At 33.5% G+C, this 25959-nt stretch carries 28 protein-coding genes; 2 read left to right on the forward strand and 26 right to left on the reverse strand.

The window, feature by feature from the left end; genetic code table 11:
• Positions 1 to 161: 161 nt before the first annotated feature.
• From mnmA to aroQ, 10 genes are read right to left on the reverse strand one after another with little or no spacing between them, the layout of a single operon-like run.
• On the reverse strand, positions 162 to 1196 hold the full coding sequence (gene mnmA, locus HOG88_RS03030; protein ID WP_295003022.1) for a tRNA 2-thiouridine(34) synthase MnmA: 1035 nt from the start codon (positions 1194 to 1196) through the stop codon (positions 162 to 164).
• Positions 1197 to 1198: 2 nt separating this feature from the next.
• Entirely contained in the window at positions 1199 to 1939 is a 741-nt protein-coding gene (locus tag HOG88_RS03035; RefSeq protein ID WP_295003024.1) for a TIGR00730 family Rossman fold protein, read from the reverse strand.
• A gap of 1 nt (position 1940) precedes the next feature.
• Complete coding sequence (gene fliY / locus HOG88_RS03040; protein WP_295003027.1) at positions 1941 to 2804, reverse strand: flagellar motor switch protein FliY; 864 nt, start codon at positions 2802 to 2804, stop codon at positions 1941 to 1943.
• Positions 2805 to 2808: 4 nt separating this feature from the next.
• Positions 2809 to 3894, reverse strand: coding sequence for a flagellar motor switch protein FliM (fliM, locus tag HOG88_RS03045; protein ID WP_295003029.1), 1086 nt, complete (start codon positions 3892 to 3894; stop codon positions 2809 to 2811).
• Positions 3895 to 4581 (reverse strand): RNA polymerase sigma factor FliA, encoded by a 687-nt coding sequence (locus HOG88_RS03050; RefSeq protein WP_295003032.1) that lies wholly within the window; start codon positions 4579 to 4581, stop codon positions 3895 to 3897.
• Positions 4581 to 4913 carry a hypothetical protein gene (locus tag HOG88_RS03055; protein WP_295003034.1) on the reverse strand — a complete coding sequence of 111 codons (333 nt, stop codon included), beginning with the start codon at positions 4911 to 4913 and terminating at the stop codon, positions 4581 to 4583. The genes HOG88_RS03050 and HOG88_RS03055 overlap by 1 nt, the downstream gene beginning before the upstream one ends.
• Positions 4914 to 4934: 21 nt before the next feature.
• Positions 4935 to 5819, reverse strand: coding sequence for a P-loop NTPase (locus tag HOG88_RS03060; RefSeq protein WP_295003036.1), 885 nt, complete (start codon positions 5817 to 5819; stop codon positions 4935 to 4937).
• Positions 5816 to 7105, reverse strand: a complete 1290-nt coding sequence (flhF, locus tag HOG88_RS03065; protein WP_295003039.1) for a flagellar biosynthesis protein FlhF — start codon at positions 7103 to 7105, stop codon at positions 5816 to 5818. The genes HOG88_RS03060 and flhF overlap by 4 nt, the downstream gene beginning before the upstream one ends.
• Positions 7102 to 7590 carry a 2-amino-4-hydroxy-6-hydroxymethyldihydropteridine diphosphokinase gene (gene folK, locus HOG88_RS03070; RefSeq protein ID WP_295003042.1) on the reverse strand — a complete coding sequence of 163 codons (489 nt, stop codon included), beginning with the start codon at positions 7588 to 7590 and terminating at the stop codon, positions 7102 to 7104. The genes flhF and folK overlap by 4 nt, the downstream gene beginning before the upstream one ends.
• Entirely contained in the window at positions 7591 to 8064 is a 474-nt protein-coding gene (aroQ, locus tag HOG88_RS03075; RefSeq protein ID WP_295003044.1) for a type II 3-dehydroquinate dehydratase, read from the reverse strand.
• A 141-nt stretch (positions 8065 to 8205) separates the two neighbouring features.
• On the opposite strand from aroQ, the gene HOG88_RS03080 reads away from it, so the two are divergent.
• Both HOG88_RS03080 and sppA read left to right on the forward strand, forming a co-directional pair.
• Positions 8206 to 9438: a metal-dependent hydrolase gene (locus HOG88_RS03080; RefSeq protein WP_295003046.1), complete on the forward strand. Its 1233-nt coding sequence runs from the start codon at positions 8206 to 8208 to the stop codon at positions 9436 to 9438.
• Entirely contained in the window at positions 9425 to 10294 is an 870-nt protein-coding gene (gene sppA / locus HOG88_RS03085; protein ID WP_295003048.1) for a signal peptide peptidase SppA, read from the forward strand. The genes HOG88_RS03080 and sppA overlap by 14 nt, the downstream gene beginning before the upstream one ends.
• 35 nt (positions 10295 to 10329) lie before the next feature.
• Here sppA and HOG88_RS03090 read toward each other — a convergent pair whose 3' ends face one another.
• Genes HOG88_RS03090 through HOG88_RS03165 form a run of 16 tightly spaced genes read right to left on the reverse strand, consistent with a single transcriptional unit; the run spans position 10330 to position 25843 of the window.
• Positions 10330 to 10929 (reverse strand): FmdE family protein, encoded by a 600-nt coding sequence (locus HOG88_RS03090; RefSeq protein WP_295003051.1) that lies wholly within the window; start codon positions 10927 to 10929, stop codon positions 10330 to 10332.
• Positions 10926 to 12206, reverse strand: a complete 1281-nt coding sequence (gene xseA / locus HOG88_RS03095; RefSeq protein WP_295003052.1) for an exodeoxyribonuclease VII large subunit — start codon at positions 12204 to 12206, stop codon at positions 10926 to 10928. Before xseA ends, HOG88_RS03090 begins: the two co-directional genes overlap by 4 nt.
• A 3-nt stretch (positions 12207 to 12209) precedes the next feature.
• Positions 12210 to 12947, reverse strand: coding sequence for a bifunctional demethylmenaquinone methyltransferase/2-methoxy-6-polyprenyl-1,4-benzoquinol methylase UbiE (gene ubiE / locus HOG88_RS03100; RefSeq protein ID WP_295003053.1), 738 nt, complete (start codon positions 12945 to 12947; stop codon positions 12210 to 12212).
• 3 nt (positions 12948 to 12950) lie between these two features.
• Positions 12951 to 13934, reverse strand: coding sequence for a bifunctional diaminohydroxyphosphoribosylaminopyrimidine deaminase/5-amino-6-(5-phosphoribosylamino)uracil reductase RibD (gene ribD, locus HOG88_RS03105; protein ID WP_295003054.1), 984 nt, complete (start codon positions 13932 to 13934; stop codon positions 12951 to 12953).
• Positions 13935 to 13967: 33 nt separating this feature from the next.
• Positions 13968 to 14417, reverse strand: a complete 450-nt coding sequence (locus tag HOG88_RS03110) for a ribosome maturation factor (protein WP_295003056.1) — start codon at positions 14415 to 14417, stop codon at positions 13968 to 13970.
• Complete coding sequence (rbfA, locus tag HOG88_RS03115) at positions 14417 to 14782, reverse strand: 30S ribosome-binding factor RbfA (protein ID WP_295003058.1); 366 nt, start codon at positions 14780 to 14782, stop codon at positions 14417 to 14419. Before rbfA ends, HOG88_RS03110 begins: the two co-directional genes overlap by 1 nt.
• Positions 14782 to 17394, reverse strand: a complete 2613-nt coding sequence (gene infB, locus HOG88_RS03120) for a translation initiation factor IF-2 (RefSeq protein ID WP_295003060.1) — start codon at positions 17392 to 17394, stop codon at positions 14782 to 14784. Before infB ends, rbfA begins: the two co-directional genes overlap by 1 nt.
• A complete protein-coding gene (locus tag HOG88_RS03125) occupies positions 17384 to 17641 on the reverse strand; it encodes a hypothetical protein (RefSeq protein ID WP_295003063.1) in 258 nt (85 codons plus the stop codon). Before HOG88_RS03125 ends, infB begins: the two co-directional genes overlap by 11 nt.
• Positions 17642 to 17672: 31 nt before the next feature.
• Positions 17673 to 18554 carry a homoserine kinase gene (gene thrB, locus HOG88_RS03130; RefSeq protein WP_295003066.1) on the reverse strand — a complete coding sequence of 294 codons (882 nt, stop codon included), beginning with the start codon at positions 18552 to 18554 and terminating at the stop codon, positions 17673 to 17675.
• Between the two features lie 14 nt (positions 18555 to 18568).
• Entirely contained in the window at positions 18569 to 19030 is a 462-nt protein-coding gene (locus tag HOG88_RS03135; RefSeq protein ID WP_295003068.1) for a hypothetical protein, read from the reverse strand.
• Positions 19023 to 19907, reverse strand: coding sequence for a UDP-3-O-acyl-N-acetylglucosamine deacetylase (gene lpxC / locus HOG88_RS03140; RefSeq protein ID WP_295003070.1), 885 nt, complete (start codon positions 19905 to 19907; stop codon positions 19023 to 19025). Before lpxC ends, HOG88_RS03135 begins: the two co-directional genes overlap by 8 nt.
• An 8-nt stretch (positions 19908 to 19915) precedes the next feature.
• Entirely contained in the window at positions 19916 to 21280 is a 1365-nt protein-coding gene (locus HOG88_RS03145) for a peptidoglycan DD-metalloendopeptidase family protein (protein WP_295003073.1), read from the reverse strand.
• A complete protein-coding gene (locus HOG88_RS03150) occupies positions 21277 to 21945 on the reverse strand; it encodes a phosphoesterase (protein ID WP_295003075.1) in 669 nt (222 codons plus the stop codon). The genes HOG88_RS03145 and HOG88_RS03150 overlap by 4 nt, the downstream gene beginning before the upstream one ends.
• A gap of 27 nt (positions 21946 to 21972) precedes the next feature.
• On the reverse strand, positions 21973 to 23025 hold the full coding sequence (gene flhB, locus HOG88_RS03155) for a flagellar biosynthesis protein FlhB (protein WP_295003078.1): 1053 nt from the start codon (positions 23023 to 23025) through the stop codon (positions 21973 to 21975).
• Positions 23026 to 23032: 7 nt separating this feature from the next.
• Complete coding sequence (locus HOG88_RS03160) at positions 23033 to 24034, reverse strand: LPP20 family lipoprotein (RefSeq protein ID WP_295003081.1); 1002 nt, start codon at positions 24032 to 24034, stop codon at positions 23033 to 23035.
• On the reverse strand, positions 24035 to 25843 hold the full coding sequence (locus HOG88_RS03165; RefSeq protein WP_295003083.1) for a DUF1566 domain-containing protein: 1809 nt from the start codon (positions 25841 to 25843) through the stop codon (positions 24035 to 24037).
• Positions 25844 to 25959: the final 116 nt, after the last annotated feature.

Consider the following 25959-nt stretch of genomic DNA (forward strand, 5'->3'; position numbering starts at 1 on the left):
ATAAACATAATTTGTTAAAATTAAGTCTTCTTACTTGCTTAGTTTTCAATGATCTCAAACTCTCGAACTCTCTGTCTTTCGACTAAGTGTCTCTGTTTGTGGATGGGAATTATAGGGGGTTGTAGCTTAATGTTCGCTTAGCTCTAAAGAGATTCTAGGTTTTAGTTGGATTCTATAATCCAACCGCCACCTAGAAGTTTATTATCATTATAAAAAACGGCTGCTTGACCTACGGCTACACCGAAAACACTTTCTTTTAAAGTAACATAAGCCTTATTATTTTCTATCTTTACATGACACTGCACAGCCTTTGTTCTATATCGTAACTTTACAGTTGTATCAAACTCAAGTTCTGTATTAAACATATTTAAATTATTTAATACAACACTATTACAAGCTAAGTCTTCTTTTTTTCCAACTACTATTTCGTTTCTCTTGGCATCTATACTCAAAACGAAATGTGGATCATGTGCACCATTGACAGTAAAGCCTTTTCGTTTTCCAATGGTGTAATGCATATAACCTTTATGTTCCCCTACAATATTTCCCTCTTTGTCTAACACATCGCCTGTTTTATCTACATCAACATATTTTTTAAGTATATCTGTGTAATTAGTTTCAACAAAACATATCTCACTTGATTCAGCTTGTGAGGAAAATGATTCTAGACCTTCTATTGAAGCTGCCATCTTTTTTATATCTTTTTTATGTTTTTCCCCTAATGGAAACTTTAATCTAGGAAGAGCATCTTTATTTACATAAAATAAAAAGTAACTCTGATCTTTTGTATCATCTTCTGCTTGATAAAAATATTCACCATCTGTTTGTATATAATGACCTGTTGCTAAATATGCAGCCCCAACCTTATCTGCAAAGTCAATCATTTCACCGAACTTCATCGTTCTATTACACAGTGCACAAGGGTTTGGTGTTTCACCTTTTTCATATGTATCTATAAACGGCTGAAAAACTTCTTCTTTAAACCTTTCTTGAAGATCTAGAACATGAAGTTTAACACCTAGCTTATCTGCAGCTTTTTGAGCACGTGCTTGATGTATTTCATGATAACCTGGTTTGGAGTGAAGTTTCATGTATAAGCCTTCTACTTCATAACCTTCTTCTTTTAATAAAAGTGTTGTAATTGTTGAATCAACACCGCCGCTCATACCTACTAATACTTTTTCATGACTTAGCATTATTATTTCCTTAAACTTGATAATGATTTATAATATGAAGTATTTTCCAGTCCTACATCTTCTAAAACTTCAATTTGCTTTGAAAGAGACACTTCAATCTCATCTACAACACACTCTAAATCATCTGTTAGCTTTATTATCTCTAAATCTTCTTTATTTATCATTCCATCTGCAAATAGCTTCTCTTTAATAAAATTTAATAAAGGTTGGTAGAATTCTTTTCCAATTATAAATATTTTCACACCAGTTACTTTTTTAGTTTGCACAAGTGTCAATGATTCAAAGAGTTCATCCAATGTTCCAAATCCACCAGGAAAAATAACATAAGCCATTGAATATTTCACTAACATAACCTTTCTAGAAAAAAAGTAATCAAATGTCAGTTCTTTAGTTGTAAAAGGATTTAAAGTTTGCTCAAACGGCAAGTCAATATTAAGACCTATAGACTCAACATCATGTTCTTTTGCACCCTTATTTGCTGCTTCCATAATTCCAGGTCCACCACCTGTCATAATATTATATCCACGACTTCCAAGAAGAGATGCTAACCGTAATGCTTTTTTATAATATTTATTATCTTTGTCTGTTCTGGCACTACCAAAAATAGTAACTGTAGGACCTAAGTCTCCAAGTTCATCAAAGCCCTTGACAAAATCAGCAAGAATTTTAAATACACTCCAAACATCAGCAGACTTTATGTCTTTAATATATTTTTTTGTTAACTCATTATCTTTTCTACTCATATTAGCCCTTTAGTTGTGAAAGTCTCTCATATTTACTTCCTATAGATGTAATTTGTACACCAAAATTACCATCAACAATAACTACCTCACCTTGAGCAATAATATGATTGTCTACAAGAATTTCTAGTGGATCATTTGCCAATTGATTTAGCTCTATTACTGAACCTATATCCATATTCAAAACATCTTTTAAAAGCATTTTCTTTTTACCTATGCGTACTCTTACCGGAAGCTTAACATCCATAATTAATGCAATATTATTCATTTCATCATGACTTAGCTCAACATTCTCACTATCTGTGTTAGATGTTTTATATTCAGTTGATTCAAAACTTTCAATATTTTTATCAGTCTTTCCACTAAGAGCATTATCAAGTTTTTCATCAATAATAAACATGATAAGAGATTTTAAAGGGTCCACTACAAAATCATAGATAAACATTTTTGTAAATTCTTCAAGACTAACTTCTGAATCACTATCAATTTTTTCTACATTTACCACAGAGAATGAAAGAATTGGAAGTTCACTTTGTGCAGATAAATTATTTGAAATTGCTCCAAATATATTCGAAATAATTTCTTTGGTTGCATCTAAATCATCTTCACTCACATCTTCTCTATCGCTAGCTTCCTCCCCCATCATCATATCTGAAAGGGATGCGGCAAGGTTAGGAGGCAATGCAATCATTACGTTAGCATCAACTGCTCCAGAAACAGTTACCTTTACCAAAACAATAGGGGGAACAATTTTTGAGATAATACTAAGTTCTTGTTCTTCTTTAAGTTCTAAACTTGGAACCATTCCGACTAAAGCTTCTATAGTACCAATAGTTTCAGTCTCAAATAATTTTATAAAATCACTCATCGTCTTATTCCTTTACTTCACTGTTTATTATTTTCTTTACACCTAATATTTTGTCTTTTCTTTTTATTTCAAAGTTTTCAAGTGCACGCTTAACAGCATCTCTTTCAGTATCAACCATTTCTGTAATTTGAATTGACTTTCTAAATCTTCTTAGGCCTATTTCACCTTTAAACCTGTCTTTTCCGTCAACAGATACTGTCACTATATCATCAGCAGGAGTCGCAAGTCTTAAAATATCTCCAATTTTAATTTCTAGTATATCCATCAAACTTATACTTGCACTACCTAGATTTGCTTCAACTTCCACCTTCGCCCCACCAAGAAGCACTTGAAGTTCAGTATTTCTACTCTTTTTAGAACTTGTTTCATTTAACATCAAATCACGAGATGCTAATTTTGGAAGTACAGGTTCTAATGCAATAACTGGATAACAGATATTCATCATTCCTGAAGAATGTCCAATAATTATTTCCATTACAACCATAACAACAATTTCATTTTGAGCAACAATTTGAACAACATTTGGACTTGATTCTTTATTTTCAACAACTGGAAATATCTCCATTACTGGGGCCCATGCTTCTTTTAATGTACTCATCATAACACGGAGTACCGTTTCAAAAAGGCTCAATTCAATATCTGAAAACTCTCTTGATGCATCAAAAGGCTCGCCTTTTCCACCAAGTAGTCTATCAAGCATAGGAAACGCAATAGATGGATTAATTTCAATAACTCCACTTCCTTCTAAAGGTTTTACTGAAAATACATTAAAACTAGTAGGGTTTGGAAGAGACATTAAAAATTCACCATATGTCATCTGATCAACTGAATGAAGTTGAATTTCAACAATAGAACGCATAATAGATGAGATTTGAGAAGCGAGTGAACGTGCCATTTTATCGTGAATTCCACGAAATGCACGTAACTGTTCCTTAGAAACTCTATTTGGACGCTTAAAATCATACAGTGTTACCTGTCTTTGATGACCACCACCACCTCCATCATCTTCTGATTCAAGGACATCATCACCCTCATCATCAACAACATCAAGTAATGCATCAATCTCTTCTTGCGAGAGTATATCAGCCATCTATACTCCTACGCTTTCTTTTATTTTCTGGATAACTGATTTATGAATTTGAGATATTCTAGACTCTGTAATTTCAAGAACTATACTGATCTCTTTGAGTGTAAGTTCTTCAAAATAGTAAAGTTGAATTATCATTTGTTCTCTCTCTTTATATGATGAAAGTATTTTTTTAATCACTTGAACAAGTTCATCCTTTTCAATAACTGCTAGTGCTGCACCTTCGTCACCAACATGCAGTTGATCATGAAGTGGCATTACTGTGTAAATACTAGAAGCTACACGTGCTTCATGAACTTTTTCGACACTCTCTTCTAGTTTTTCAGCTAGTTCTTCATCACTTGGTTCTTCATCATGTGTTAGCATATGTTCTTCAACTGTATAATTTATAGCTTTTACAAGTTTTCTATTCGCTCTGCTAAGGATATCTAAACTTCTTAGATAATCAAGCATAGCACCATATACTCGTTTTTTGGCATAACCCCAAAATGAATCGTTTAAAGCCTCATCATATCTACGTGCTAATTTAATTAATTCTTCAGTTCCTATTGCTGAAAGATCAGAAAAATCTATAGAACTCGGAAGCCTTTCTTTGAGTCTAAATGCCATTGCTTTAACTGCAGGGAGATATTGCAGTGCTAATTCATCTTCTTGATATTTTAAATCTTGCTTATAGGCATTTTCTATCATCACTGCTGTCCATCTAAACTTTCTTCGTTCATTTTAATTGCTATATCAGTTACTTTGCAAGCAGTATCAACAATATGATCTCTTTTATTAATTTCTCCAGCATAATAATCTAGTTCTACTTCATGTGCACTTCTTAAGAAAAAATCTGCCTTAGATGTAAGTGTTTTATAATAAAGTGCAATGATAATATGTGAAAACAAATAAAAGAAAGCTGTGATAAACAAAGTATATACAAATAAACTATCTGCATCAAAAGATTTTAGTATCCCAAATATTACTCCAACAAAGAAGCCTTGAACAGTAAAAAAGTATACAAAGTTTTCACCTAACATTTATTGACCTTTAAATTTAACTTAAAAATGTTCTATTAATCTCTTAAATAGCCCAGATAGACCACTTTCATTAGAGGTAACCAGCACATTCCGTTCCAGTTTAGAGACGATTTTATTAACTATTTCCCCAATATCTCTTCCTACTTGAGAAGTTGGATATTCAGCACTAAAAAGTGCACGCTTTTTTACAGATGATGAAACTTTTATATCAGCATTTATTTTGCCTATTAGTCTTAAATCAAGTCCTTTTCCTATATTTGCATCTGCTACTTTTTTAATCTTACCAAATACAGCAACTGCCTCTTTCTCATTTTTCACTTGATTTAGAATCATACTAATATCATTTCTCAGAGTTGCGATAGTCTTAATTGTTGCATATGCATCTGTGATAGCTGCTGGATCAGGTACAGTAACAACAATAACATCATCAGCTGCATTTAAAAACATTTGTATATGCTCTCCAATTCCTGCCCCCGTATCAATTATCATCACATCTAACTTATCAAGAACCTGTGCTTCTTCCATAAAACGCTCAAATAGTGCCATATCAGAATACTTCAGTATCTCATCACCACTCTCACCTGGAATCAATATAAGATTCCTCGTAATAGGAATTAAAATATCTGCTACAGTTGCTTCCCCTTTGAGTACATGTAGAATATTTTTCTTTATCTTTACATTAAACATGACATCAAGATTTGCAAGACCAATATCTGCATCAAAGATACCTACATTGATACCTTTTTGAGAGAGACAATAAGCAAGGTTTGAGCTAATTGTACTTTTTCCTACACCGCCCTTACCACTAGTTATAGCAATAAAACGTGTCTTTTTAGATTTTTTTACTGATTCTTTAGCACTTGCAGAGACTAACTCTTCAAGCTTCTCTGCCTGATGACCTATCATGTTTTACTCCGATTAAAACCATTTAAAAGACAATCCACTAAAAAGTCACTGCTTGCACAAACTAAATCTTCGGGAACTTCTTGACCTACGGAGAAGTAACTTATAGGTTTTTTTGTCTCATATGCGAGAGAAAATATATTTCCAAATCCTCTTGTCTCATCTAGTTTAGTAAACATCAAACTATCTACCCCTAAACTTGAAAAGTTATCATAAGTACTTTTTAAATCTTCATATTTAATAGAACTTGGCATTACAAGAGCAACTTCTACATTATATTCCGTTTTATTTGTACTTAAACACTCATATATTTTTTCTATCTTACCTTTATCATACGGGCTTGACCCCATAGTATCAATAAGAATATAATCACAATATCGCAATGCTTCAAGAGCGCTTGTAAACTCAGGAGGGTCTACGACAGTTTCAATACCAAGTTTCATCATCCTTGCAAATTGCATCAGTTGCTCAACTGCTCCTATTCGATATGTATCTAAGACAACAAGCCCTACTTTATACTTCTTTTGTAGTAAAAAAGAGTAACGAGCTGCTAGTTTTGCGATACTTGTTGTTTTTCCAACTCCTGTTGGACCAACTAACATTATCACTTTTTTACTTCCAATAGCTAGAGTCGGTTCCTGTTTAATAGCTACCATTTTACGTAGTATTGTTTGAAAGTATCTTTTAACCGTAGTGGAATTTTCACGCATTTTAAAAGGCATATGTTCTAGAGTAATTTTCATCAATTCATCTAGATGATCTGTGTTCATTCCACTTTGAGAAGCTAGTCTATATATCTCAGCAAACTCTGAAGGAATTGGAGAATCAATAGCTGGAGATTTCTCATCCCAAAACATATTTTGAATTATTTTTACTTTGTCTGTAAGCTTGTTTATTTCTACTTTTATCTCTTTAAGCTCTTTTGGCTCTTTTTCTGCAACAGGAGCTACTTGTTGGACTACTGCAGGAGACATATATTCAGCAAGAGGATCATTTGTTACTGTCGATATTTTAGCTATTTGCTGTGCAGCGTTTGAAATGTCGAAAAGCACATCTTTACTTTCTTGCCTAAGAGGTTTTTGTTTTGAAAGTGGTTTCATAGAATTTTGATATGTATTTTGTATCATATCGTTTTCAATTCCTATAACTATCTCATAAAGAGCTTCTCTACCCAGAGCTTTTTTTCGTATCTCTTTTGTTTCGATGAGCATTCCCTCATCGCCTATTTCCATTTTTGCTTTTTTAAGTGCTTCTGATGGTGTTTTTCCAGTAAAGGTTAATATTTTCACGATTGAATCCCCCAAAGTGGAATTAATACACTCTCGCGTTGATGCCAAGCAGGATGAGGAATGGTTAATTTTTCTGTATTTATAACACGATTGTCAAAAAATATAATATCCAAATCTAATGTCCTTGGTGCGTTTGCAAAACTTCTTACTCTTGCAAACTTTTTTTCTAATCTCATTAAATAAGCTAAAAAAGGTTTTGCTTGCATTGAAGTTTTCAAAACTATAATTGAGTTAAAAAAATCATCTTGCTCTTCATAACCAAAGGGAGGATTTTTTAAAATCAACGAGCTCTCAATAATATCTACTCTTTTATCTTTTTGTAATCTAAAAAAAAGATGTTCAAACCTGCGTTTAACATCTCCTATATTTCCACCAATACCTATAACCGTTTTATGTCTATGAGAAGAAACTTTAGAGGTAAGGTATGGAAAATGCAAACTATGAAAAACAGAAAGCTTTTCATTAAGTATGCGTTTTGTGTACATCTACTGTACTTGAGCTTTTTGTGCTTCTTGAGCGGCAGTTATTTCATTTATGATTTGCATCATTCCCATCATCGCAAGATGATAACCAAAAGGACCAAATCCAACGATAGAAGAAGAACAAACAGGTGCTATCATATTTTCTTTTCTAAACTCTTCACGTCTATGAATGTTTGAAATATGAACTTCAATAGTTGGGAGATTGACAGCGGCAATAGCATCACGAATAGCGATAGAAGTATGTGTATAAGCTGCAGCATTTATTATAATACCATGAGCTTCACCGTAACATTCTTGAACTTTATCTACAATTTCACCCTCTAAATTACTTTGAAAAAATTCTATCTCAACACTATTTTGTGTTGCCACTTCTTTCATCTGAGCATGAATTTGCTCTAGTTTCATTGGACCGTAAATATTTTGTTCGCGAACGCCTAACATGTTTAAGTTAGGACCTTGAATCACAACTATTTTCATTATAAACCTTTTTTTAATATTTAAGAGATTTATTTTACCTAAATTAAGATTAAAAATTACAATCTTGATTAGTAATATTAATATATGGTAATACAAAACAGTGTATAATCTCACTCTAAATAATCAAAAAAGAATATAAAAATGAAAATAATTACACCACACTATATACTAATGAGGGATAGAGTAAGTACTAACTTATCTATCGCATTTGACAAAACAATAGAGAAAATTGCACCCTTAGATGAACTTATAGAAATGTATCCAGATGCACAAAGAACTACTCTAAGAGAAAATTCTCTACTTATGCCAGGACTTATAAATGCCCATGTACACATAGAGTTTTCTGCTAACAAGACAGAACTAAGTTATGGTGATTTCATGAGCTGGCTTTACAGCGTGATAGAAAATCGGGAAGAGCTTATAGGCGGTTGTAATATAGAATGTATGAAAAATGCTTGTGATATGATGCTCGAAAATGGTATCACAACATTTGGTACCATTAGTTCTCATGGAATGGATTTGGATGCTTGTGTGTCAGCAAAACAAAATGTTGTATATTTTAATGAGGTTATAGGTTCCCAAGCAACTATGGCTGATGCCTTATATGCTGACTTTCTATCGCGTTTAGATGCTTCAAAGTCAGTTAAACGCGAAGGTTTCTACCCAGCAGTAGCTATCCACTCACCCTATTCTGTTCACCCAGTCTTAATCAAAAAAGCACTAAAAATTGTCAAAGATGAAAAGTTAAAAATTACAGCTCACTTTATGGAGAGTCAAGCCGAGAGAGACTGGCTAGATAATAGTAATGGTGAGTTTAAAGAGTTTTTTCATAAACTTGTAAAACAAGAATCTAACGTATCTAGTGCAAAAGAATTTTTAGAGTTGTTTAATGAAAGTGAAACCCTTTTAACACATGTTGTGCATGCAAATGAAGAAGAGTTAAACACTGTAGCTAAAGCCAAACACACTGTTATTCATTGCCCTATTTCAAACAGACTTTTAGGTAATCCAACACTCAACATAAAAGAACTTAATGACAAAAATATACGATGGATAGTGGCCACGGATGGTCTAAGTTCGAACTACAAACTTGATCTTTTTGAAGAGATGAAAATGTCTCTCTTTATGCATTCTGATGCACCACTTTTAAAATTTGCGCAAGCACTTTTGGATGGAGTCACCATACATGCTGCACAAGCTTTGGGTTTAAATACAGGCGAAATTGCTGAAGGAAAAAATGCAGATATGATTGTCTTAGACTTAGATAAAGAACCAACACAAGAGTTAGCAATACACCTTATACTTCACCGCTATAATATCTCTAAAGTTTACATAAATGGAACACTTACAAAGGAAACAAATGAATCTCATTAAAAAAACACTCTTATTTATCACTCTACCTATGAAGTTTATACAAGATCACTTCAAAGCTATGCTCTTTTTACTTTTACTATTTCTTCTTTTTGCACCTAAAAGTGAACAAGAATTAACATCTAATAATTTAGAAGAGATCGCTTTAGTTGGTCCAATCATGGATGCAACAGAGATCGTAAATAGAATTGATGAAGTAGCGAATAACGACTCAATAAAAGGAGTACTATTAAGCGTAAATTCTCCTGGTGGTGCTGTTGCTCCCTCGCTTGAGATAGCGTATGCCATCAAACGTTTAAAAGAAAAAAAGCCTGTTGTAGTTTATGCAAAAGGCACTATTGCAAGTGGAAGTTATTATGCTAGTATCTGGGCAGATGAGATTATGGCAAATCCTGGAAGTATGGTTGGTAGTATCGGTGTGATTATGCAAGGTGCAGATATTAGTGACCTTATGAGTAAACTAGGTATTAAAACACAGAGTGTTCAAGCTGGTAAATACAAACGTATAGGCACACCAGATAGAGCATGGAGGGACTATGAAGTAAATGAACTAAACAAAGTGATACAAGGTACCTATGAAATGTTTACTCAAGATGTTGCAAAAGCGAGAGGTCTAGACATAAGCATACGCGACACTTATGCCAATGCACATATATTTACGGCTGCTCAAGCAAAAGAAATCGGTCTTATTGATAGCTTAGGGGTTGGTTATGATGCTAGGGCAAAAGTAGTAAAACTTAGTGGTGTATCAGATCCTGTATGGAACAAAGAAGATAAGTTTGATAAACTTCTAAAAAAACTATCTGCTTCAACAGCCATGACACTTCATACTTACTTTCCAGCTATTACACTGAAGTAATTAAAAGCCACTTGTAGTTAGTGGCTCTATAATTTTTATAGAGTTTCTACTTCAACCACAGCGGTTAAATTTTCAAATATTCTTTGTACTCTATCTTGCCAAAGTTTTCCAAATTCTTTTATATCATCTTCTGATGCATCACCAGAACTTAGCTTAGACATTAGTTTCATCATCATAGGATTTGGTTTTACTGCTTCAGGGTTATATGTAACATCAACACTCATGCCATTATCAACTCTAGTAAATCTAGCAGATGAATCAATCTCTTCATTAAAACTCATAAGAGAGTGACGAGAGAACTGACCTTGAAGTCCTTTAAAACCACTTTTATCAGTCGCTCCTGTTATCTGAGAAATTACATTCGATATAACTCCGGTTACACCATCTTCTAAGCCCTCTTCAAACTCTACTTTTACATTTCCTCTTACTGCTCTCTTATCTGGATACAAAGCTTTTAATGCTACTAGAGTAATTATATATGCACCTGCGACAGTTGGACAAGAGTGGCCAGCTGATTTAACCACATCTAGATATGTGAACTCATACTCACCTTTAAGAAATGCACCTAAAACCTGAGATAATGGATCTTTTACTTTAATAGTCTCTATTGTGTCAAAAAATTTTGGATAACTCATAATATAGTCTCTTTTTTTATAACTCTTGCACTTACAACCATACTATCACTCTGAGCTTCAAATAAATCATCAACTTTTAATGAGTCGATATCTATTACTTTTGAGTCTTGTGAGAGTTGAGCAAAACCTTTTTTACTTTTAAATTTTGGATTATTTGATTCTAACATTTTTTGTAAGTTAAGTAACTCACTTTTATAAATGTTTAGATTGGATTCCATAGCTTGAGGGAGTCTATTTTTAGTATACTCTAGCTCTTTTTTAAATCCACTAAGTTTAAACTCTATACTTTGAGAATAAACTTCTTTAAGCTGTGATATTTCTTCTTTTTTTTGTCTTAATTTTTTTTCTACAGAGTGTTGTTTATAAGAGTTTTCAAGATGACTTAATTCCTGTTTTTTTGACTCTATCTTAGAAAACAGTAACTGCTGCATTTGAGTTTGTAACAAATCTAGAGTTTGATACAGTTCATTTGTATCTGGTAAGATTATCTCCATAGCTGCACTAGGAGTAGCCGCTCTTAGGTCAGCAACAAAATCACTAATAAGCCAGTCTATTTCATGCCCAACTGCTGAGACTATAGGAGTTTTTGCATTAAAAATAGCATTTGCTACTATCTCTTCATTAAATGCCCATAAATCTTCCATACTTCCTCCACCGCGACCAACAATTATAATATCATACTGATGAGTATCTGCAGCACTAATTGCATTTGCTATATCTCCAGCTGCATTTACACCTTGAACTAAAACATCGTAAACATCAATCTCCAAGAGTCTGTATCGACTGTTTGCTACTCTTAACATATCTTGTAATGCAGCTCCAGTTTGGGATGTAATAAGTGCTAAACGCGATGGAAATTTTGGAAGTTGCTTTTTTCGCTCCTGTGCAAAATACCCCTGTCCTGAAAGTTTTTCTTTTAACTGCTCATAAGCTAAGGCTAAAGCACCCTGTCCTGCTGGTTCTATTGAAAAACAGTTTATTTGGTAAGAACCACGAGGTGTATAAAGAGTAAGTGCTGCGTTTATAATAACTTTCATACCCTCTTCAAGGCGAAACTTCAACTTCGTAGCATTTCCCCTAAACATCACACCACTAATACTAGAAGAGTTGTCTTTTAGAGTAAAATAGATATGTCCAGAGTTATGAAAAGTAATACGGGAGAGTTCACCCTCAACAAGTACCTGATTAAAACTTGCTTCGAGAAGACCTTTTATCTGCTCATTGAGTCCTGAAACGCTAAGAGTATATACCCCAAGGGCACTTCCTGCGGGGCGCATACTTTACTTACTTTTGCGAGCTATTAAAAGTGTTGAGATATCCATAGAAAAGCTTTTAGTGTAGAGCATTTCAAATCCAGCAGATTCTAATTCATTTTGCATATTTTTCACAGTTGAAAAATCTTCAATTGAGTTGGGTAGGTACTCATAAGCTTCAAGATTTTTAGAGATGAATCCACCTACTTTTGGTAAAATCTTATTAGTATAAAAATTCATTATTTTTCCTAGGAATGAAGGATTCTCATTTTTCATAAATTCTAAAATAACAACAAGACCATCTTTTTTCAAAACACGATTAAACTCTACTAATGCTTGCTCACGTTCCACAACATTACGTATACCATATGTAATACTCAGAATATCTGCACAACTATCTTCTAGTGGTATCTCAGTTGCCTTACTGATGTGATAATTAAATTTTGGATATTTTTTACGAGCTACATCTACCATACCATTTGATGGATCGACACCAACGATTTCCCCAATAGCAATACCAGACTTTTCAGCACGATTATGCCAAAAGTCCATCATATCACCTGTTCCACAAGCTACATCAACTATTTTATCAATAGAATCTCTTCCTGTATAAGTATAAGCTAAATCACAAGCTTTTCTTCTCCATGACTTATCTATACCCATACTCATCACACGATTAGCTGTATCATAAGTTGGTGCTATATCATCAAACATAGAGACAATTTTTTCTTGTTTTTGTGTATTTTGTTTACCTTGAGAGCTCATAGTTTATATCCTTTTCATCCACATAATTATATCTTTATCAACTTGATACATATTTAAAATTTCAAACTTAGAATTTTCTACAGAAAATCCTTCTTTACCACCAAAACTAGGTGCAACATAACATAAATAATAATCAACAATATCACGAGTCAGTTCATACATATTACTCGTTCCTTCAATCATAATATTTTTATAGTTATCAAGCTTTTTAAAGTCACTCTCAATATACACTTTTCTACCTTTAACATTAAATAAAGGAATAGTCCTGTCAAAATTATCATTTCTAGAATAAATTAAAATATCTGGAGCCTTTCCATCAACATCTCTTGCATCAAGTGTTGGTCTATCTGTTCGTACAGTATTACCACCTATAACGAGTAAGTCACACACATCTCTCATGGCATGAACATTTTTTCTAGACTCTTTAGAACTTATTATTCCATCATCGGTCGTGGCATTTAAACGCTGTGCCCACTTGAAAAAAACAAACCTTGAGTCTAAGAATTTTGTAAATGGAAAAAGAAGAATATCACATTCTTCTTTTAAAACCTTAGTCTGAACCTCACAAGAATTATTTTGAAGTATCAAATTTCCATTTTTTGCTTCTCTATTTGTATCAGAAGAACCAACAAAAACTTTTTTAATTCCAAGTTCACTGATAAGAGTAGCACAAGAAGGTGTTTTCCCTGTATGAGAGCATGGTTCAAGAGTTGTAAAAAGAGAAATGTTTTCAAAAATAGCATTATGATTTTTTAGGAGATAGTTATGAATATCATGAGAGTTTTGAAGTGATAAAATATAAGAATCACTAGTGAGTTTATAATAAGCAGTTTGAAGTGCATTTACTTCTGCATGTGGTTTTCCAGCTCTATGATGAGCCTCCACAGATAATATCTCGCTATTTTCTCCAACCACTACACAACCTACTGCAGGATTTGGATAAGTAAGACCTTGATATTTCCAAGCCTCTTTAAGAGCTAGGCTCATAAAAAAACTATTATCTATTAACACGGTTAGTTACTACCACTCAAAGTAAGTTTTAGCTTTTACAACATCGTTAAATTCTACTTGAACTTCTTCATCTTCTGTTTTCACAGTAATTTTAGAACCTTCAACATTTAACAAAATCCCTCTAACTTTTACTTTATCAGTGCAAAGTAGAGATACTCTTTCACCAATAGACTTTTTATAATGGTTAATATTTGCTAGTTTTCGCTCTATTCCAGCTGTACCAACTTCAAGTCTATATTCTCCAGAAACAGGAGGTGTTACATCTAAAAGTGGAGAAATCAAATGTGTAACATCAACACATGTGTCAAGACTTACACCCTTGCGTTTAGAATCTTGCATTTCGCTAGAAATAATACTAACACGGTAAATAGTTTCATCATTTTCACTAACAACAGTTGCATCATAAAGTTCTAACCCAACTGATTTTATAACTGATTCTATATCACTTTGTAGGCTCATTACTCTTCCTCTTTCTTATCTTTAGCTATTTGCTTAAACAGATCATCTAATTTTTGTGACTTTGCAAATTGTTCATCAAATTCAAAAGTAAATTTAGGACAACGGTACCAACCCTGATCTTTAAGACAGTATGTTTCAATAATAGGACGAGCATTTCTTAAAAGTTTAAGATAGTCACGTTTTTCTTGTTCTTTGAATTCATTGGGATTTATATAAACTTTTGCATCACTTTTTCCACGTGAACAGACAACTTCTATAATACTTAAATCATGAAGTCTTTTGTCATTCATCGTACCAAGTGCTTTGGAAATTAATTCTAAGAGAACTGCTTCTGTTCTCTTGAGTTTTATTTGTGCTTCAGTCATTAGAGACTAACTTTTTGCTCAACTTTTCTGAAAGTTTCAAGGATATCACCAGGTACAACATCATTATAACCACTGATAACAACACCACACTCATAACCGTTACCAATCTCTTCAACATCATCTTTGAAACGTTTAAGTGAAGTAAGTTCACCTTCGTAATGTACAACACCATCACGAATAACACGAACCATACCACCACGAATAAGTCTTCCTTCCACAACAACAGAACCAGCAACAATACCTTTAGGTATTTTAAATACTTCACGAACTTCTGCTTGACCTGTATTTTCTTCAGTATATTTTGGAGACATCATACCAGTTAACATACCAGTAATATCATCTATTAGTTGATAGATAATTGAGTAGGTCTTAATCTCAACACCTTTTTGTTTAGCTGATGCTTTGACTGCACCTGTAGGACGAACGTTAAATCCAAGTAATACACAGTTTTCAGAGTTGTTAACAAGTTCAACATCACTTTCACTAATTCCACCAACACCAGAACTAATAATGTTAACCTTAACTTCATCGTTTCTAAGTGCCGTAATAGAAGTTCTAATAGCTTCAAGAGTACCGTGAACATCAGTTTTAAGTACAACTTTAAGAGATTTAAGTTTACCCTCTGCTATCATAGCTGTCATATCTTCAAGAGACGATTTCATAGAGATTGAAAGTTCTTTATGTCTATCATATTCATGGCGCTTTAGAGCAAATTCTTTTGCAGCTTTCTCATCTTCCATAACTGTCATAACTTCACCAGATGCTGGGACTATGTTTAAACCAGCAACAACAGCTGTATGAGATGGTAAAAGTGCTTTAACTTGTTTACCATGCTCATCTAACATCGCTTTAACACGACCATAAGCTGCACCACAAACTACATAATCTCCAACTTTAAGAGTACCATTTTGAACGATTACCGTAGCAACTGGACCACGGCCTTTTTCTAAAGAAGACTCAATAACAGAAGCTTTAGCCAATGTATTTTCATTTGCTTTAAGCTCTAAAATTTCAGCAGTAGTAAGGATGTTTTCAAGTAAATCATCAATACCTAATCCTGATTTTGCAGATACAGGAACAAATTCTATATCCCCACCCCAATCAACTGGATTAAGACCATGTTCAGCCATTTGACCCTTAACCATATCTGGTTGAGCAGTCTCTTTGTCCATTTTGTTTAGTGCAACAATAATAGGAACATCTGACTCTTTTGCCATTTTAATAACTTCAAGAGTTTGAGGTTTAACACCATCATCAGCAGCAACAACAATAATAATAATATCTGTAATATCAGTACCCTTTTGACGCATGTGACTAAAGGCGGCATGTCCTGGAGTATCAATAAATGTAATTGCTTTACCATGTTGTTCAATTGTATAAGCACCGATATGCTGAGTAATTCCACCAGCTTCGCCATCAGTGACTTTTGCTTCTCTAATTGCATCAAGAAGTGAAGTCTTACCATGGTCAACGTGCCCCATGATTGTAATAACAGGTGCACGTTCAGTTGCATTCGGATCTTCTTCTATATCTTCTTCATCATGAGTAAAATCATCTTTAGGGTCAATAATAGTTACTTCAACTTCGAACTCTTCTGAAAGTATTTCAATTTCATCATTTCCAAGGAAATCATTTTTAGTCATCATCATACCAAGATCAAAAAGAACTTTAATGATATCAGTGATGGGACGGTTAAGAGCTTCTGCAAACTCATAAACACGTATATCTTCTGGAATCTCTACATGAGTGATTACTTCATCTTCTTGAGTAGATTTAGTATACTTTTTACGTTTATCTTTACGTACTTTTCTACCACGAGGTGCTGCTTTTTTGTTTGCATTACGACCTGCTGGTTTTGGAGCACGAGGTTTTCTAGGCATTTCTGGAGGTAGAGGAGCTCTCTCTGTTGAATTTAAATCAAGAAGTGTTACTTGACCATCCATATCCATAGATACATCAGACATGGTGCCGCCGAAGATATCCATTTTTTTACCCTGCTCTTGCTTAGAAGCTGTTCTAGAACTTTGTTTAGTTTTTTTCTTTAGAGCAAGTTCTGCTAGAACTTCAGCACTCATTTTTCCGTATGAAGAAACAGAAGCATTCTTTTGAGGTAAGTCAAACTTCTCCTCAACTTTAGGCTTTTTCTTTTTAACAATTTTAAGTCCGGATCTTTTAAGCACTGGTCTTATAGAAGGTTGAACTACTTTAAGAGTACTTACAGGTTTAGCCTTCTCTGGTGTATCTGTACTGACTTCTTTAGTTTCTGTAGGCTTTTGCGTATTTTTCACATCTTGGGCTACTGGAGTTGGAGTCTCTGTTGGAGTTACAACTTCTTTCTCTGAAGTTTTAGCTTCCGTAGTAACAACTACTTCTGCTATTTTTTCTTTTGGAGTATCACTTTTGACTTGTTTAGGTTTTGGAGCTGCCACAGGAATCTCTTTTTCATCATCGCCATTCATAATGTAGTTGGCAATATTTTCTGCTTCTTCCATAGTAACTTTACTTAATGCAGCTTTTACTTCGATACCCATGCTCTTTGCTTTTTCTAAAACATCTTTAGAAGAAATTCCAAGTTCGTCTGCAATCTCTTTAACGCTAACTTTATCTGTCATCAGTGATGATCTCCTTTAGTTTGTTCATAATTTTGTCTTTGTCCCCACTTCTGCATTGACGCATAAGTGATTTAGATACCTTCTTGGTATCAGCAAGACAAGTTGTACATAAGTAAAAGCTTCGACCTTTACCATCAAATGAACTTAACTCCCCATCAACACATTGTAACCGACTAAGGCTACTCTGAATATCTTTCTCTCTACAAGAGATACACATTCTAGTTGGTTGATGAAAATTTTTCGCCATTATATCTAAATATTGCTTGATTTAATAGGCTTTAACGCTCTATTATCAATCCATCATTATCAAAATCAAGTGTTTTTACTATAAAATCAGGAAATTTTTGTGTAAACTTGTTTGCAATCATTGATGCATCATCATCATACACAAGAGAAAAGAATGTACTTCCACTTCCAGAAAGAGTACTCATTAAAGCACCTGCTTCATATGCAACCTTCTGAACTGAAAAAAGTTCAGGAAGCATTTTCATTCTTGCTTTTTGATGAAATCTATCTTGAGTAGCAAGCTTTAACATTTCCCAATCTTCATTAAAAAATGCGGCAACAGTTAATGCTGTGTGAGAAAGGTTATAAGTTGCGTTCTCTTTAGAATATGATTTTGGTAAAACTGTACGAGATTTTGCAGTATTCATCTGCTTGTTTGGTATAACAACGACAGCTTTGAGATAATCCGGCAAATGTTTACGTTGAGAAAATACTTTATTTTTTTCAATAGTCGCTGCGTTAAAACCACCCATTACAGCTGGTGTTATATTATCAGGGTGAGATTCATACACTAGAGCATGGTTGAGTATACGGCGTTTAGAAACTCTGATTCCTGCTGCTTCATGTGCGCTTGCAATTGCACTTACTATAACAGCCGATGAACTACCAAGTCCTCTCGACATAGGAATAGAGTTATGAAATGTAAACTTGAAGTTTTGTCTCTTTGTTGTGAGGCGCGCATAATGGTCGTTAAAGATACTAATGAAAAGATTATTCCCTTTTAAACGTGGATTATTCTCTCCCTCACCTTTTATGCTGACACTAAAAAATTTTGATGGATGGAATTCAACTTTATTTCGTAAATCAACTGCTAGACCTAAAGAATCAAATCCAGGCCCAAGGTTAGCTGATGTTGCAGGTACACTTATTATCACTTATCATTTCCTATTTATCCAACAGCACCTATCATATATAGCGGTGCTGTATTTGTGCTAAACTCATTATAATCAAGTACATCTGGAAGCATAAAAATAGCTTCTGGCACAGTTTCTAATTTTTGAGTTCTTATTTCTGTTGCAATTTTAACAAAACATAACTTGCCAATCGCTTTTATGGGCTTATTATTATTAAATTTAAATGCATCTGATGCGAAAAGTGGTACTTTATGTAAAATACTTAAACTTTTTAAAAATATATAAGCAACTTTAATCGCCATAAAGCTTCCCGGACCATTTACAAAGTAAAAAGCTTTTACACTATACTCTTTAAAAATGTCTCTGTATATTACTGCAAGAATATCTGAACTTTTTTTGTCTGATTTTATCGTCTTTATAAGTTTACCATTTTCATATAAACCCACTTTAATAGGTGAGTTCACAGCAATTAATAGTATATCTATCTCTTTAGGCATATGCTTTTTCTAACTCTTTATTTTTTTCACCAACTAGTTCCACTACTTCATAATTATCTTTATCTTTGAGTAATTCTAGTGTAAGCTTATGGTTTAAGTCATGACTACCAGCAAGAGCCTCATAATTTCCTAAAAAATTCATCCCTATAAGTGACATATCACCTATTGCATCAAGGATTTTATGTCGCACAAACTCATTCTCAAAACGTAATCCCTCAGGGTTGAGTATTTTCTTGTCATCGAGAACTATCGCGTTTTCAAGAGAACCACCAAGTGCTAGACCTTTAGAACGAAGGTACTGTACCTCGTGTAAAAAACCAAAAGTTCTAGCTCGTGAAATCTCTTTTTTGTAACTTTCTTTCGTAAACTTCAGAACATATTCTTGTTTTTGAATAACAGGGTGTGGAAATTTAATAGTAAAATCGTACTGCAAATCAGGGGAAGGTGAAAGTTTGACATATTTATCACCTTCTCTTACTTCTATCTCTTTTTTAATGCGCATGATTTTTTTAGGTGCATCTTGTTCTAAAAGACCGGCTTCATCCAAAAGCATACAAAAACTTGCACTACTTCCATCCATAACTGGAACTTCATCAGCATCTACAATTACTCTGAGATTGTCAATTCCATAAGCATAAACAGCAGATAACATATGCTCTATAGTAGAAATCACATGCCCATCTTTTCCTATAACTGTTGCCATTTTTGTATCAACTACATTCTCTGGAATGAGAGGTATAGAAACCGCGACATCACTTCTATAAAAGACTATACCACTATTGGTAGATAAAGGTTCCAATATAAGTTTTACAGGTGAACCTTTATGGAGACCTATTCCAACAAGTTGGACACTTTTTTTAATAGTTGTCTGATACATAATTTCTCCTAGTTTCTGTCTATAATATTTTTAGCTTCTTGAATAATCTTGTTAATATTTAGGTTTATCCATTGACAATCCATCCATTCTTGAGGACGAACTTCTATACCTTGTACTAAAACACCAAAGTGCAAATGATCACCCATTGCATACCCGCTCTTTCCTGTGTTAGCTATCACTTCTCGCTTTGCAACATTATCAGAAGTATTTACTTTTACACTTGAACAGTGGCCATAAAGTGTATAAAGTCCTAATCCATGATGAATAAGTGGCATATTTCCATAAAGTCCATTATAGTCACTAAAAACAACCTCTCCACCATTTTGAGGTTTAATACTCGCCATAGAATTACTTGCTAAGTCAAGTCCAAGGTGGTAAGAATAAGAAATATTTTCTCCATTGTAAGAGTACTCTCTATGATCACCAAATGTTGCAACAACCTGTCCATTTTTCAGTGGATACATTTTGTTTATATTAAAGTTGTCAATCTTCTTTGTGTTTATTTTCGAAGTAAGATCGTGAATGAGTTCTTCATTTTTTGCTCTTACATCTTCGTTAATGATTTTAAACTGTTCTATTGAATCTTGGACACCTTGCGTCTCAACAAATTCTTCTGCTAAATCTGCAATTTTTCCCTTTAAAAACTTATCACTAAGCTTCATATGTGAAACTTTGTAGTTCTTTTGTTTTAAGTATAGAGGTATATATGCTTTAGCGATATTTCCAGCCTTGTCTTTTGCTATTACTGTTGCTTTAAAGTTTTTATCAACTACAGGCCAAGCTAAAAGAGAAATGTAATAACCCTCTTTATAAAAAGGTTGAGGATGAAAGACTTTGTCATTATTTGATTTAATGTAAATATCTTGAAGGTTTTCATCATCAACTTTAAAAATAACAATAGCACTCCCACCACGAGAAATTTTATATGAGTTATTTACTATGTTTAATTGTGGTCTTTTTTTATCAATAATATATTTAAAAGTCTTCTTAGCCTTGTTTCCTTTTAAAAAGTTCCACTTGCTAAGGTCTGTCGCTTCTACAACTATCTCAACACTAGATTTAATAGTGTAAGTACTTCTTGGTGGCTTTATTTCTAAAGCAAGAGAATTTTTAGGGTCTATGAGTTGTTCATACTGAAGCACTTTTTCTTCATCACCATTTTTCATTACTACTTTATAAGACTTCACACCACTCTCATCATCTATCTTGATATTTAAAGATGTTTTGAGGTTCCAGTACTCACTATGGTCTATCACTATTGTTGGTGCATTTCTCTCAAACATTGAAGAGAAGTATATATATATTCCAGCACCGAAGAGGACACTTAGGACTATCGTTAAGACTAATGAAGTATTATTGCTTTTTTTGCTCATTTTTTTATTTCCTTGATTAACATTCTTTTATTTTTATCATACTCATATAGCATGACTTTGTTAACATTGACGAGACTTAAAGCCTCATTCATTAACAAATATGCATCTTTCATAGATGCCCCACTCTCTTGTAGTTCACCTTCACTTACATAGAGCTCAGCAACAGTTGCACTATCAACCAGAAGCATACTTTTAAAGAGTAATGCTTTTAGTCTTAAGTACGAAAGAGGAACTCTATTTCGCATATACTCATTTGCAGCACGATATTCTGCATTTAGTGCTATTAATTCACTAGAAATAGCAAATATTGTACCATCACAATCATCGCTAACAAACACATTATATCGTTTTAATATGCCTGCATATAGAGAAGTTGCCATTTTCGGGTTAATCTTTATATTGTTCTCTTTAAAAAACAAAAACAAAGCCTTTGTATCGGCTGTCGCGTTTAAAGTATACTCAGCGGAAACAGCCTTAGAACTCCTCGCTTTATCAAACCAAGGTAAGAAAGAAAGATTACTATCAATAGTTTCTACATAATGCATTGAGACTTTTTTATGAAGTGTTAATATATAAGAGTATAAAGCATTTGCATTTGCAAATGAATTATCATCTGTAGTTATGAGAATATGACTTGCATCGAGTATTTTATTTAGTTCTAACATAAGTTCACTTTTAATTAGAATTATATACTATTTTTTCTCCATTTTATAAACATATGCTAATATCTCTGCGACAGCTGCAAACAGAGCTTCTGGAATAGCCTTGTTTAACTCTACCTCTGCATACAAAGAACGTGCAAGTGGTGGATTTTGTACGATATGTACATTACTTTCCCGAGCAATTTTTTTAATCTGCTGTGCCATATTGTCAATACCTTTTGCCACAACGATAGGTGCTCTAGAAACACCTTCATCATACTTTATGGCTACTGCATAATGAGTAGGATTGGTAATGATAACATCTGCGTTTGGAACTTCAGACATCATTCGTTGACGTGAGAGTTCCATCTGTTTTTGCTTTATTTTTGACTTTATAAGAGGATCTCCCTCCATATTTTTCATTTCATCTTTAATTTCTTGTTTACTCATCTTAAGCCCATCAAAGTACTGTTTTCTAACTATAACAATATCTATCAGTGCAAATATAAAGATAATAAGGAGCATAACAAGGGCTATGATAATCATTTTATCTTTAAGCCAATCTAACTGGTCAGGCAGACTAAAAAGAGCAACGGTCGGAAGTTCTTTTATAAAGTAAAAAAAGAAAATAAAACCTACACCTAATGTCGTAAATGCTTTAAAAGTAATTTTTACGCCCTCTATGACTTTTTTCATCGAAAAGAGATTTTTTGCACCTTTTATTGGATTGATTTTTGAAAACTTTGGCATGATTGCATCAGTAGTAAAAAGAAATCCAAATTGGGCAAGAGCTGCTATAACACCAGAGACAGCAACTGCTATAGCCAAGGGAATAACCATAAAAAGTCCCTCTCTCATAGTTATAAATGCAACTTCAAGCATAAACTCTTTATCTAAAGGTCTTCCAAGCAATGAAAAGTAGTACTTAAAAAGGTTTAGCATATGCTCAGCAATGAAAGGAAAGAGAATTAAAACTGCTAAAATCGCAACAAAAAGAGTTATAACACCCGCTGCATCTTGAGACTTAGGGACATTTCCCTCTTTTCTTGCATCTTCAATCTTTTTATCGGTGGGTTCTTCCGTTTTTTCTTGATCGTCAGCCATTTAAACTCTAGTGCCTTGGTTTTGTGACAACTTTTAAAGTTGTAAAATGTTTATTATCTAAAAATTCCATAAGTTCATCAAAGTTTTTATATTTTTCTTCATTTACAAGTTCTGAATCTGCATAAGCATAACTATCAAAATGAATCTTTTTTGTAGAATGTATTGCAACATATAAGTCATAAGTCTCGACCCCACTCTCTATAAGTCCAGCCTCAGCAATCGATTCAAAATCTTCATCGGGAATATTTTGCATTTTGTTTTTATCTATTTTAATATTTCGCACAAGAGTCGAAACTGTTCCATCTTCATAAACCGTAAGTATAGAGATATAACCACTCTTAGTTGCGTTCACTTTAAAATAAAATTTATCACCCTCATAAAGTATGTTATTTCTCTTGTTTGTATTTAACTCAAGTCCTGCATTTGAAACTGAACTGAAAAACTTTTTGAAATCTTTTTTATCTAAGACCTGTAGTATATTTTCATACTTTATAAACCACTTTGTATCTTTTCTAACAAGTGCGAACTCTATCTCTTTATGTAACTCTCTTTTAAGTAAACTTGCCATCTCTGAGTGTTTAAGATAACTATTGCTCACACCATTTTTCTCTTTTAAAAAGAACTTACTTCTTTTCACTTTTCTTATAAACTTATCAATCGATGGAATGTTTTCATACGAAAGTGATACATAATACTTACCATCACTATATTCTGATTTTAGTAGTTTATAGTCTTGTATCGAAGATTTTGCTCTTTGCATAGTACTTTTCTCACTCACATCACTCAGATTTCCATTATCATCTTTGATGTGACTAGAAAACCTAGTATCTACTTCTACAGATATTTGAGAAGCTATGTCACTCAAAGCTTCATGTTTTGCTGCGACTTCACTCTTTGCACTTCCAAAACCAACATAAGAACTAGGGGTTTTTTGTTCTATGTTATGGTACCAAGTAGGTGCTGCGTTTAACAGAGATACGAGCAGTAAAATGAGTGCTAGATTTTTCATCTAAAGACTCAACCTAAAGTTACCATCAACAGTAGGCTCTTGCGTTCTACTATCACCATATTCTTGCATCGAAGCATCATATGTTTGTGCTTTAGTATCTTTAAATAGTGTCTTAATATCACTATCTCCCTTGATAATATTTTTCATCAAGTAAAAACTAAAGAGTCTATGCCCTTTTTTATCATAACCATTTGAGTACTGGTTTGCTTTTCCTGCACTCATAACTACCATTTTTTCTTTGTCAAACTTAACAGATTTTGCTACCATTTTAGTAGCTGCTACACCTTTTAGTACTGACTTTGCATCTGTCACACCAGAGAAACAACTATCGACAAACGCAACAACTTTACTTGCTTTGGACTCACTCAGTTTTGCATAGATGTTTTTGAGACTAAAAAATGACTCATCTGCTATGTAATCTGGTTCAGAGTTTGAAGCCAGCATAAAAGGTTCGTTTTTTAGACTCGGTACGGGGATACCATGACCGTTGTAGTAAAAGTAAATAGTGTCACCTTTCTTAACTCGTCTAAGCATCTTTCTCATTTTTGTTTTTATCTCTGCTTGTGTTGCATTGTCATTTAGTAGTACATATGAGTTGCGTTTGGGAACACCAAGTCTTTTTTGAGAAGTTTTAGCGAACATTTTTGCACTTCTTGTTGCATAGCTAATGTTGTCTGTGTACTCGTACTTTTCTATTCCCACTACGAACAGCCATTTTTTATTATTTGTTTTTACTTGTTTTGATTTTTTAAGAAGATTGTCGAGTTCAGCATAGTTTCTCAAACCACTAGCATCGAAACTACCAACTGCGTTTGCAGCTATAGATATTTTAGTATCTACGGAGTTATCAAGTTTTAAGTCGTCATTTTTTATGTTCACTGCAACTCTTGTCTCAGCTATATTTAGGTCAGTAAAAAGTGCTGCATAAGTTTTACTCTTGTAGGGAATGCGAATATCTTTAAGCACTATGTTCTTCCCATCAAAGTCAAAAACTGCCTGAGGCTTCAAAGAAGAAAACTCATTTTTAAAAGCTCTTGCATCTTTTCTTTGGACTTTTATAGCTACTTTTTTTTGAAAACTTTTTTTTGCTTCAAAGCTTATTTTTGCCACAAAGTAGCCATTGTCTGCGTCATATTGAAGGTTCGAGAGAAGAGGTTTTCCCCAAGTCATTTCAAGAGCTTTTTTTATCGAATTCTCTTTCGCTTTTGCTTGGGAAGAAGCATATTTCTTTTTGTATTTTACTATCTCTCTTTTTTGAGAAGCTTTTGTTTTTTTAACTCTTGCATTAAACTCAGTTGTACTTTCAAACTCATCCCTTATAAGACTAAGTTCACTTGGTGGTTTTGGGATGTTTTTTAACTCTTTTTCTATTAAGGTTGATATTAAATTTTCAAAGTTCAAAGTATCAGATTGTCCTGCCCTAGCACACCTGACATAATACTCATATGCCTTATTGCCGCCGTTGGAATTGCCACCCTTAAAGTCTACACCCCAAGCACCCTCAGAACGTGAAACAACCGACGAAGAAGACCAATAAAAACTAGAAGTACTGTTGTTAAATTCTTTCTTTATGGATGGATTATATTTACTTTTATCAGTAATGGTTAGGAGTTGCTCATGACTTGGTAAAAACCAATCTTCATGCCCATTGAGTTTTAAATCTTTACAGTAGTTTTTAGCACCATTCCAGTCTTTTTTTACATTTTTAGCATCATAGTTATCTTGCCACATAAGGTTTGTTTTCTTATCTACGACTACATTTGCTACACTTAGACTAAAACCTATCATAATCAAAAGGATTGTTTTCATTTATATCTCCTACACTGTTTTTTAATTTAACACTATTGTATACTTCTCATACTTCCCAAAAGACTTCACTATAGTTTCAATATATACATTAAAATCTAAGGTACTTTTATAGATTG

This window comes from Sulfurimonas sp., from assembly GCF_018698455.1.
Taxonomy (GTDB): Bacteria; Campylobacterota; Campylobacteria; order Campylobacterales; family Sulfurimonadaceae; genus Sulfurimonas.

Bases quoted from the DNA above. Each gene is read 5' to 3' on its own strand.
- mnmA (WP_295003022.1), bottom strand. From the start codon at position 1,196: ATGCTAAGTCATGAAAAAGTATTAGTAGGTATGAGCGGCGGTGTTGAT.
- HOG88_RS03035 (WP_295003024.1), bottom strand. From the start codon at position 1,939: ATGAGTAGAAAAGATAATGAGTTAACAAAAAAATATATTAAAGACATA.
- fliY (WP_295003027.1), bottom strand. From the start codon at position 2,804: ATGAGTGATTTTATAAAATTATTTGAGACTGAAACTATTGGTACTATA.
- fliM (WP_295003029.1), bottom strand. From the start codon at position 3,894: ATGGCTGATATACTCTCGCAAGAAGAGATTGATGCATTACTTGATGTT.
- HOG88_RS03050 (WP_295003032.1), bottom strand. From the start codon at position 4,581: ATGATAGAAAATGCCTATAAGCAAGATTTAAAATATCAAGAAGATGAA.
- HOG88_RS03055 (WP_295003034.1), bottom strand. From the start codon at position 4,913: ATGTTAGGTGAAAACTTTGTATACTTTTTTACTGTTCAAGGCTTCTTT.
- HOG88_RS03060 (WP_295003036.1), bottom strand. From the start codon at position 5,819: ATGATAGGTCATCAGGCAGAGAAGCTTGAAGAGTTAGTCTCTGCAAGT.
- folK (WP_295003042.1), bottom strand. From the start codon at position 7,590: ATGTACACAAAACGCATACTTAATGAAAAGCTTTCTGTTTTTCATAGT.
- aroQ (WP_295003044.1), bottom strand. From the start codon at position 8,064: ATGAAAATAGTTGTGATTCAAGGTCCTAACTTAAACATGTTAGGCGTT.
- HOG88_RS03080 (WP_295003046.1), top strand. From the start codon at position 8,206: ATGAAAATAATTACACCACACTATATACTAATGAGGGATAGAGTAAGT.
- sppA (WP_295003048.1), top strand. From the start codon at position 9,425: ATGAATCTCATTAAAAAAACACTCTTATTTATCACTCTACCTATGAAG.
- HOG88_RS03090 (WP_295003051.1), bottom strand. From the start codon at position 10,929: ATGAGTTATCCAAAATTTTTTGACACAATAGAGACTATTAAAGTAAAA.
- xseA (WP_295003052.1), bottom strand. From the start codon at position 12,206: ATGCGCCCCGCAGGAAGTGCCCTTGGGGTATATACTCTTAGCGTTTCA.
- ubiE (WP_295003053.1), bottom strand. From the start codon at position 12,947: ATGAGCTCTCAAGGTAAACAAAATACACAAAAACAAGAAAAAATTGTC.
- ribD (WP_295003054.1), bottom strand. From the start codon at position 13,934: ATGAGCCTAGCTCTTAAAGAGGCTTGGAAATATCAAGGTCTTACTTAT.
- HOG88_RS03110 (WP_295003056.1), bottom strand. From the start codon at position 14,417: ATGAGCCTACAAAGTGATATAGAATCAGTTATAAAATCAGTTGGGTTA.
- rbfA (WP_295003058.1), bottom strand. From the start codon at position 14,782: ATGACTGAAGCACAAATAAAACTCAAGAGAACAGAAGCAGTTCTCTTA.
- infB (WP_295003060.1), bottom strand. From the start codon at position 17,394: ATGACAGATAAAGTTAGCGTTAAAGAGATTGCAGACGAACTTGGAATT.
- HOG88_RS03125 (WP_295003063.1), bottom strand. From the start codon at position 17,641: ATGGCGAAAAATTTTCATCAACCAACTAGAATGTGTATCTCTTGTAGA.
- HOG88_RS03135 (WP_295003068.1), bottom strand. From the start codon at position 19,030: ATGCCTAAAGAGATAGATATACTATTAATTGCTGTGAACTCACCTATT.
- lpxC (WP_295003070.1), bottom strand. From the start codon at position 19,907: ATGTATCAGACAACTATTAAAAAAAGTGTCCAACTTGTTGGAATAGGT.
- HOG88_RS03145 (WP_295003073.1), bottom strand. From the start codon at position 21,280: ATGAGCAAAAAAAGCAATAATACTTCATTAGTCTTAACGATAGTCCTA.
- HOG88_RS03150 (WP_295003075.1), bottom strand. From the start codon at position 21,945: ATGTTAGAACTAAATAAAATACTCGATGCAAGTCATATTCTCATAACT.
- flhB (WP_295003078.1), bottom strand. From the start codon at position 23,025: ATGGCTGACGATCAAGAAAAAACGGAAGAACCCACCGATAAAAAGATT.
- HOG88_RS03160 (WP_295003081.1), bottom strand. From the start codon at position 24,034: ATGAAAAATCTAGCACTCATTTTACTGCTCGTATCTCTGTTAAACGCA.
- HOG88_RS03165 (WP_295003083.1), bottom strand. From the start codon at position 25,843: ATGAAAACAATCCTTTTGATTATGATAGGTTTTAGTCTAAGTGTAGCA.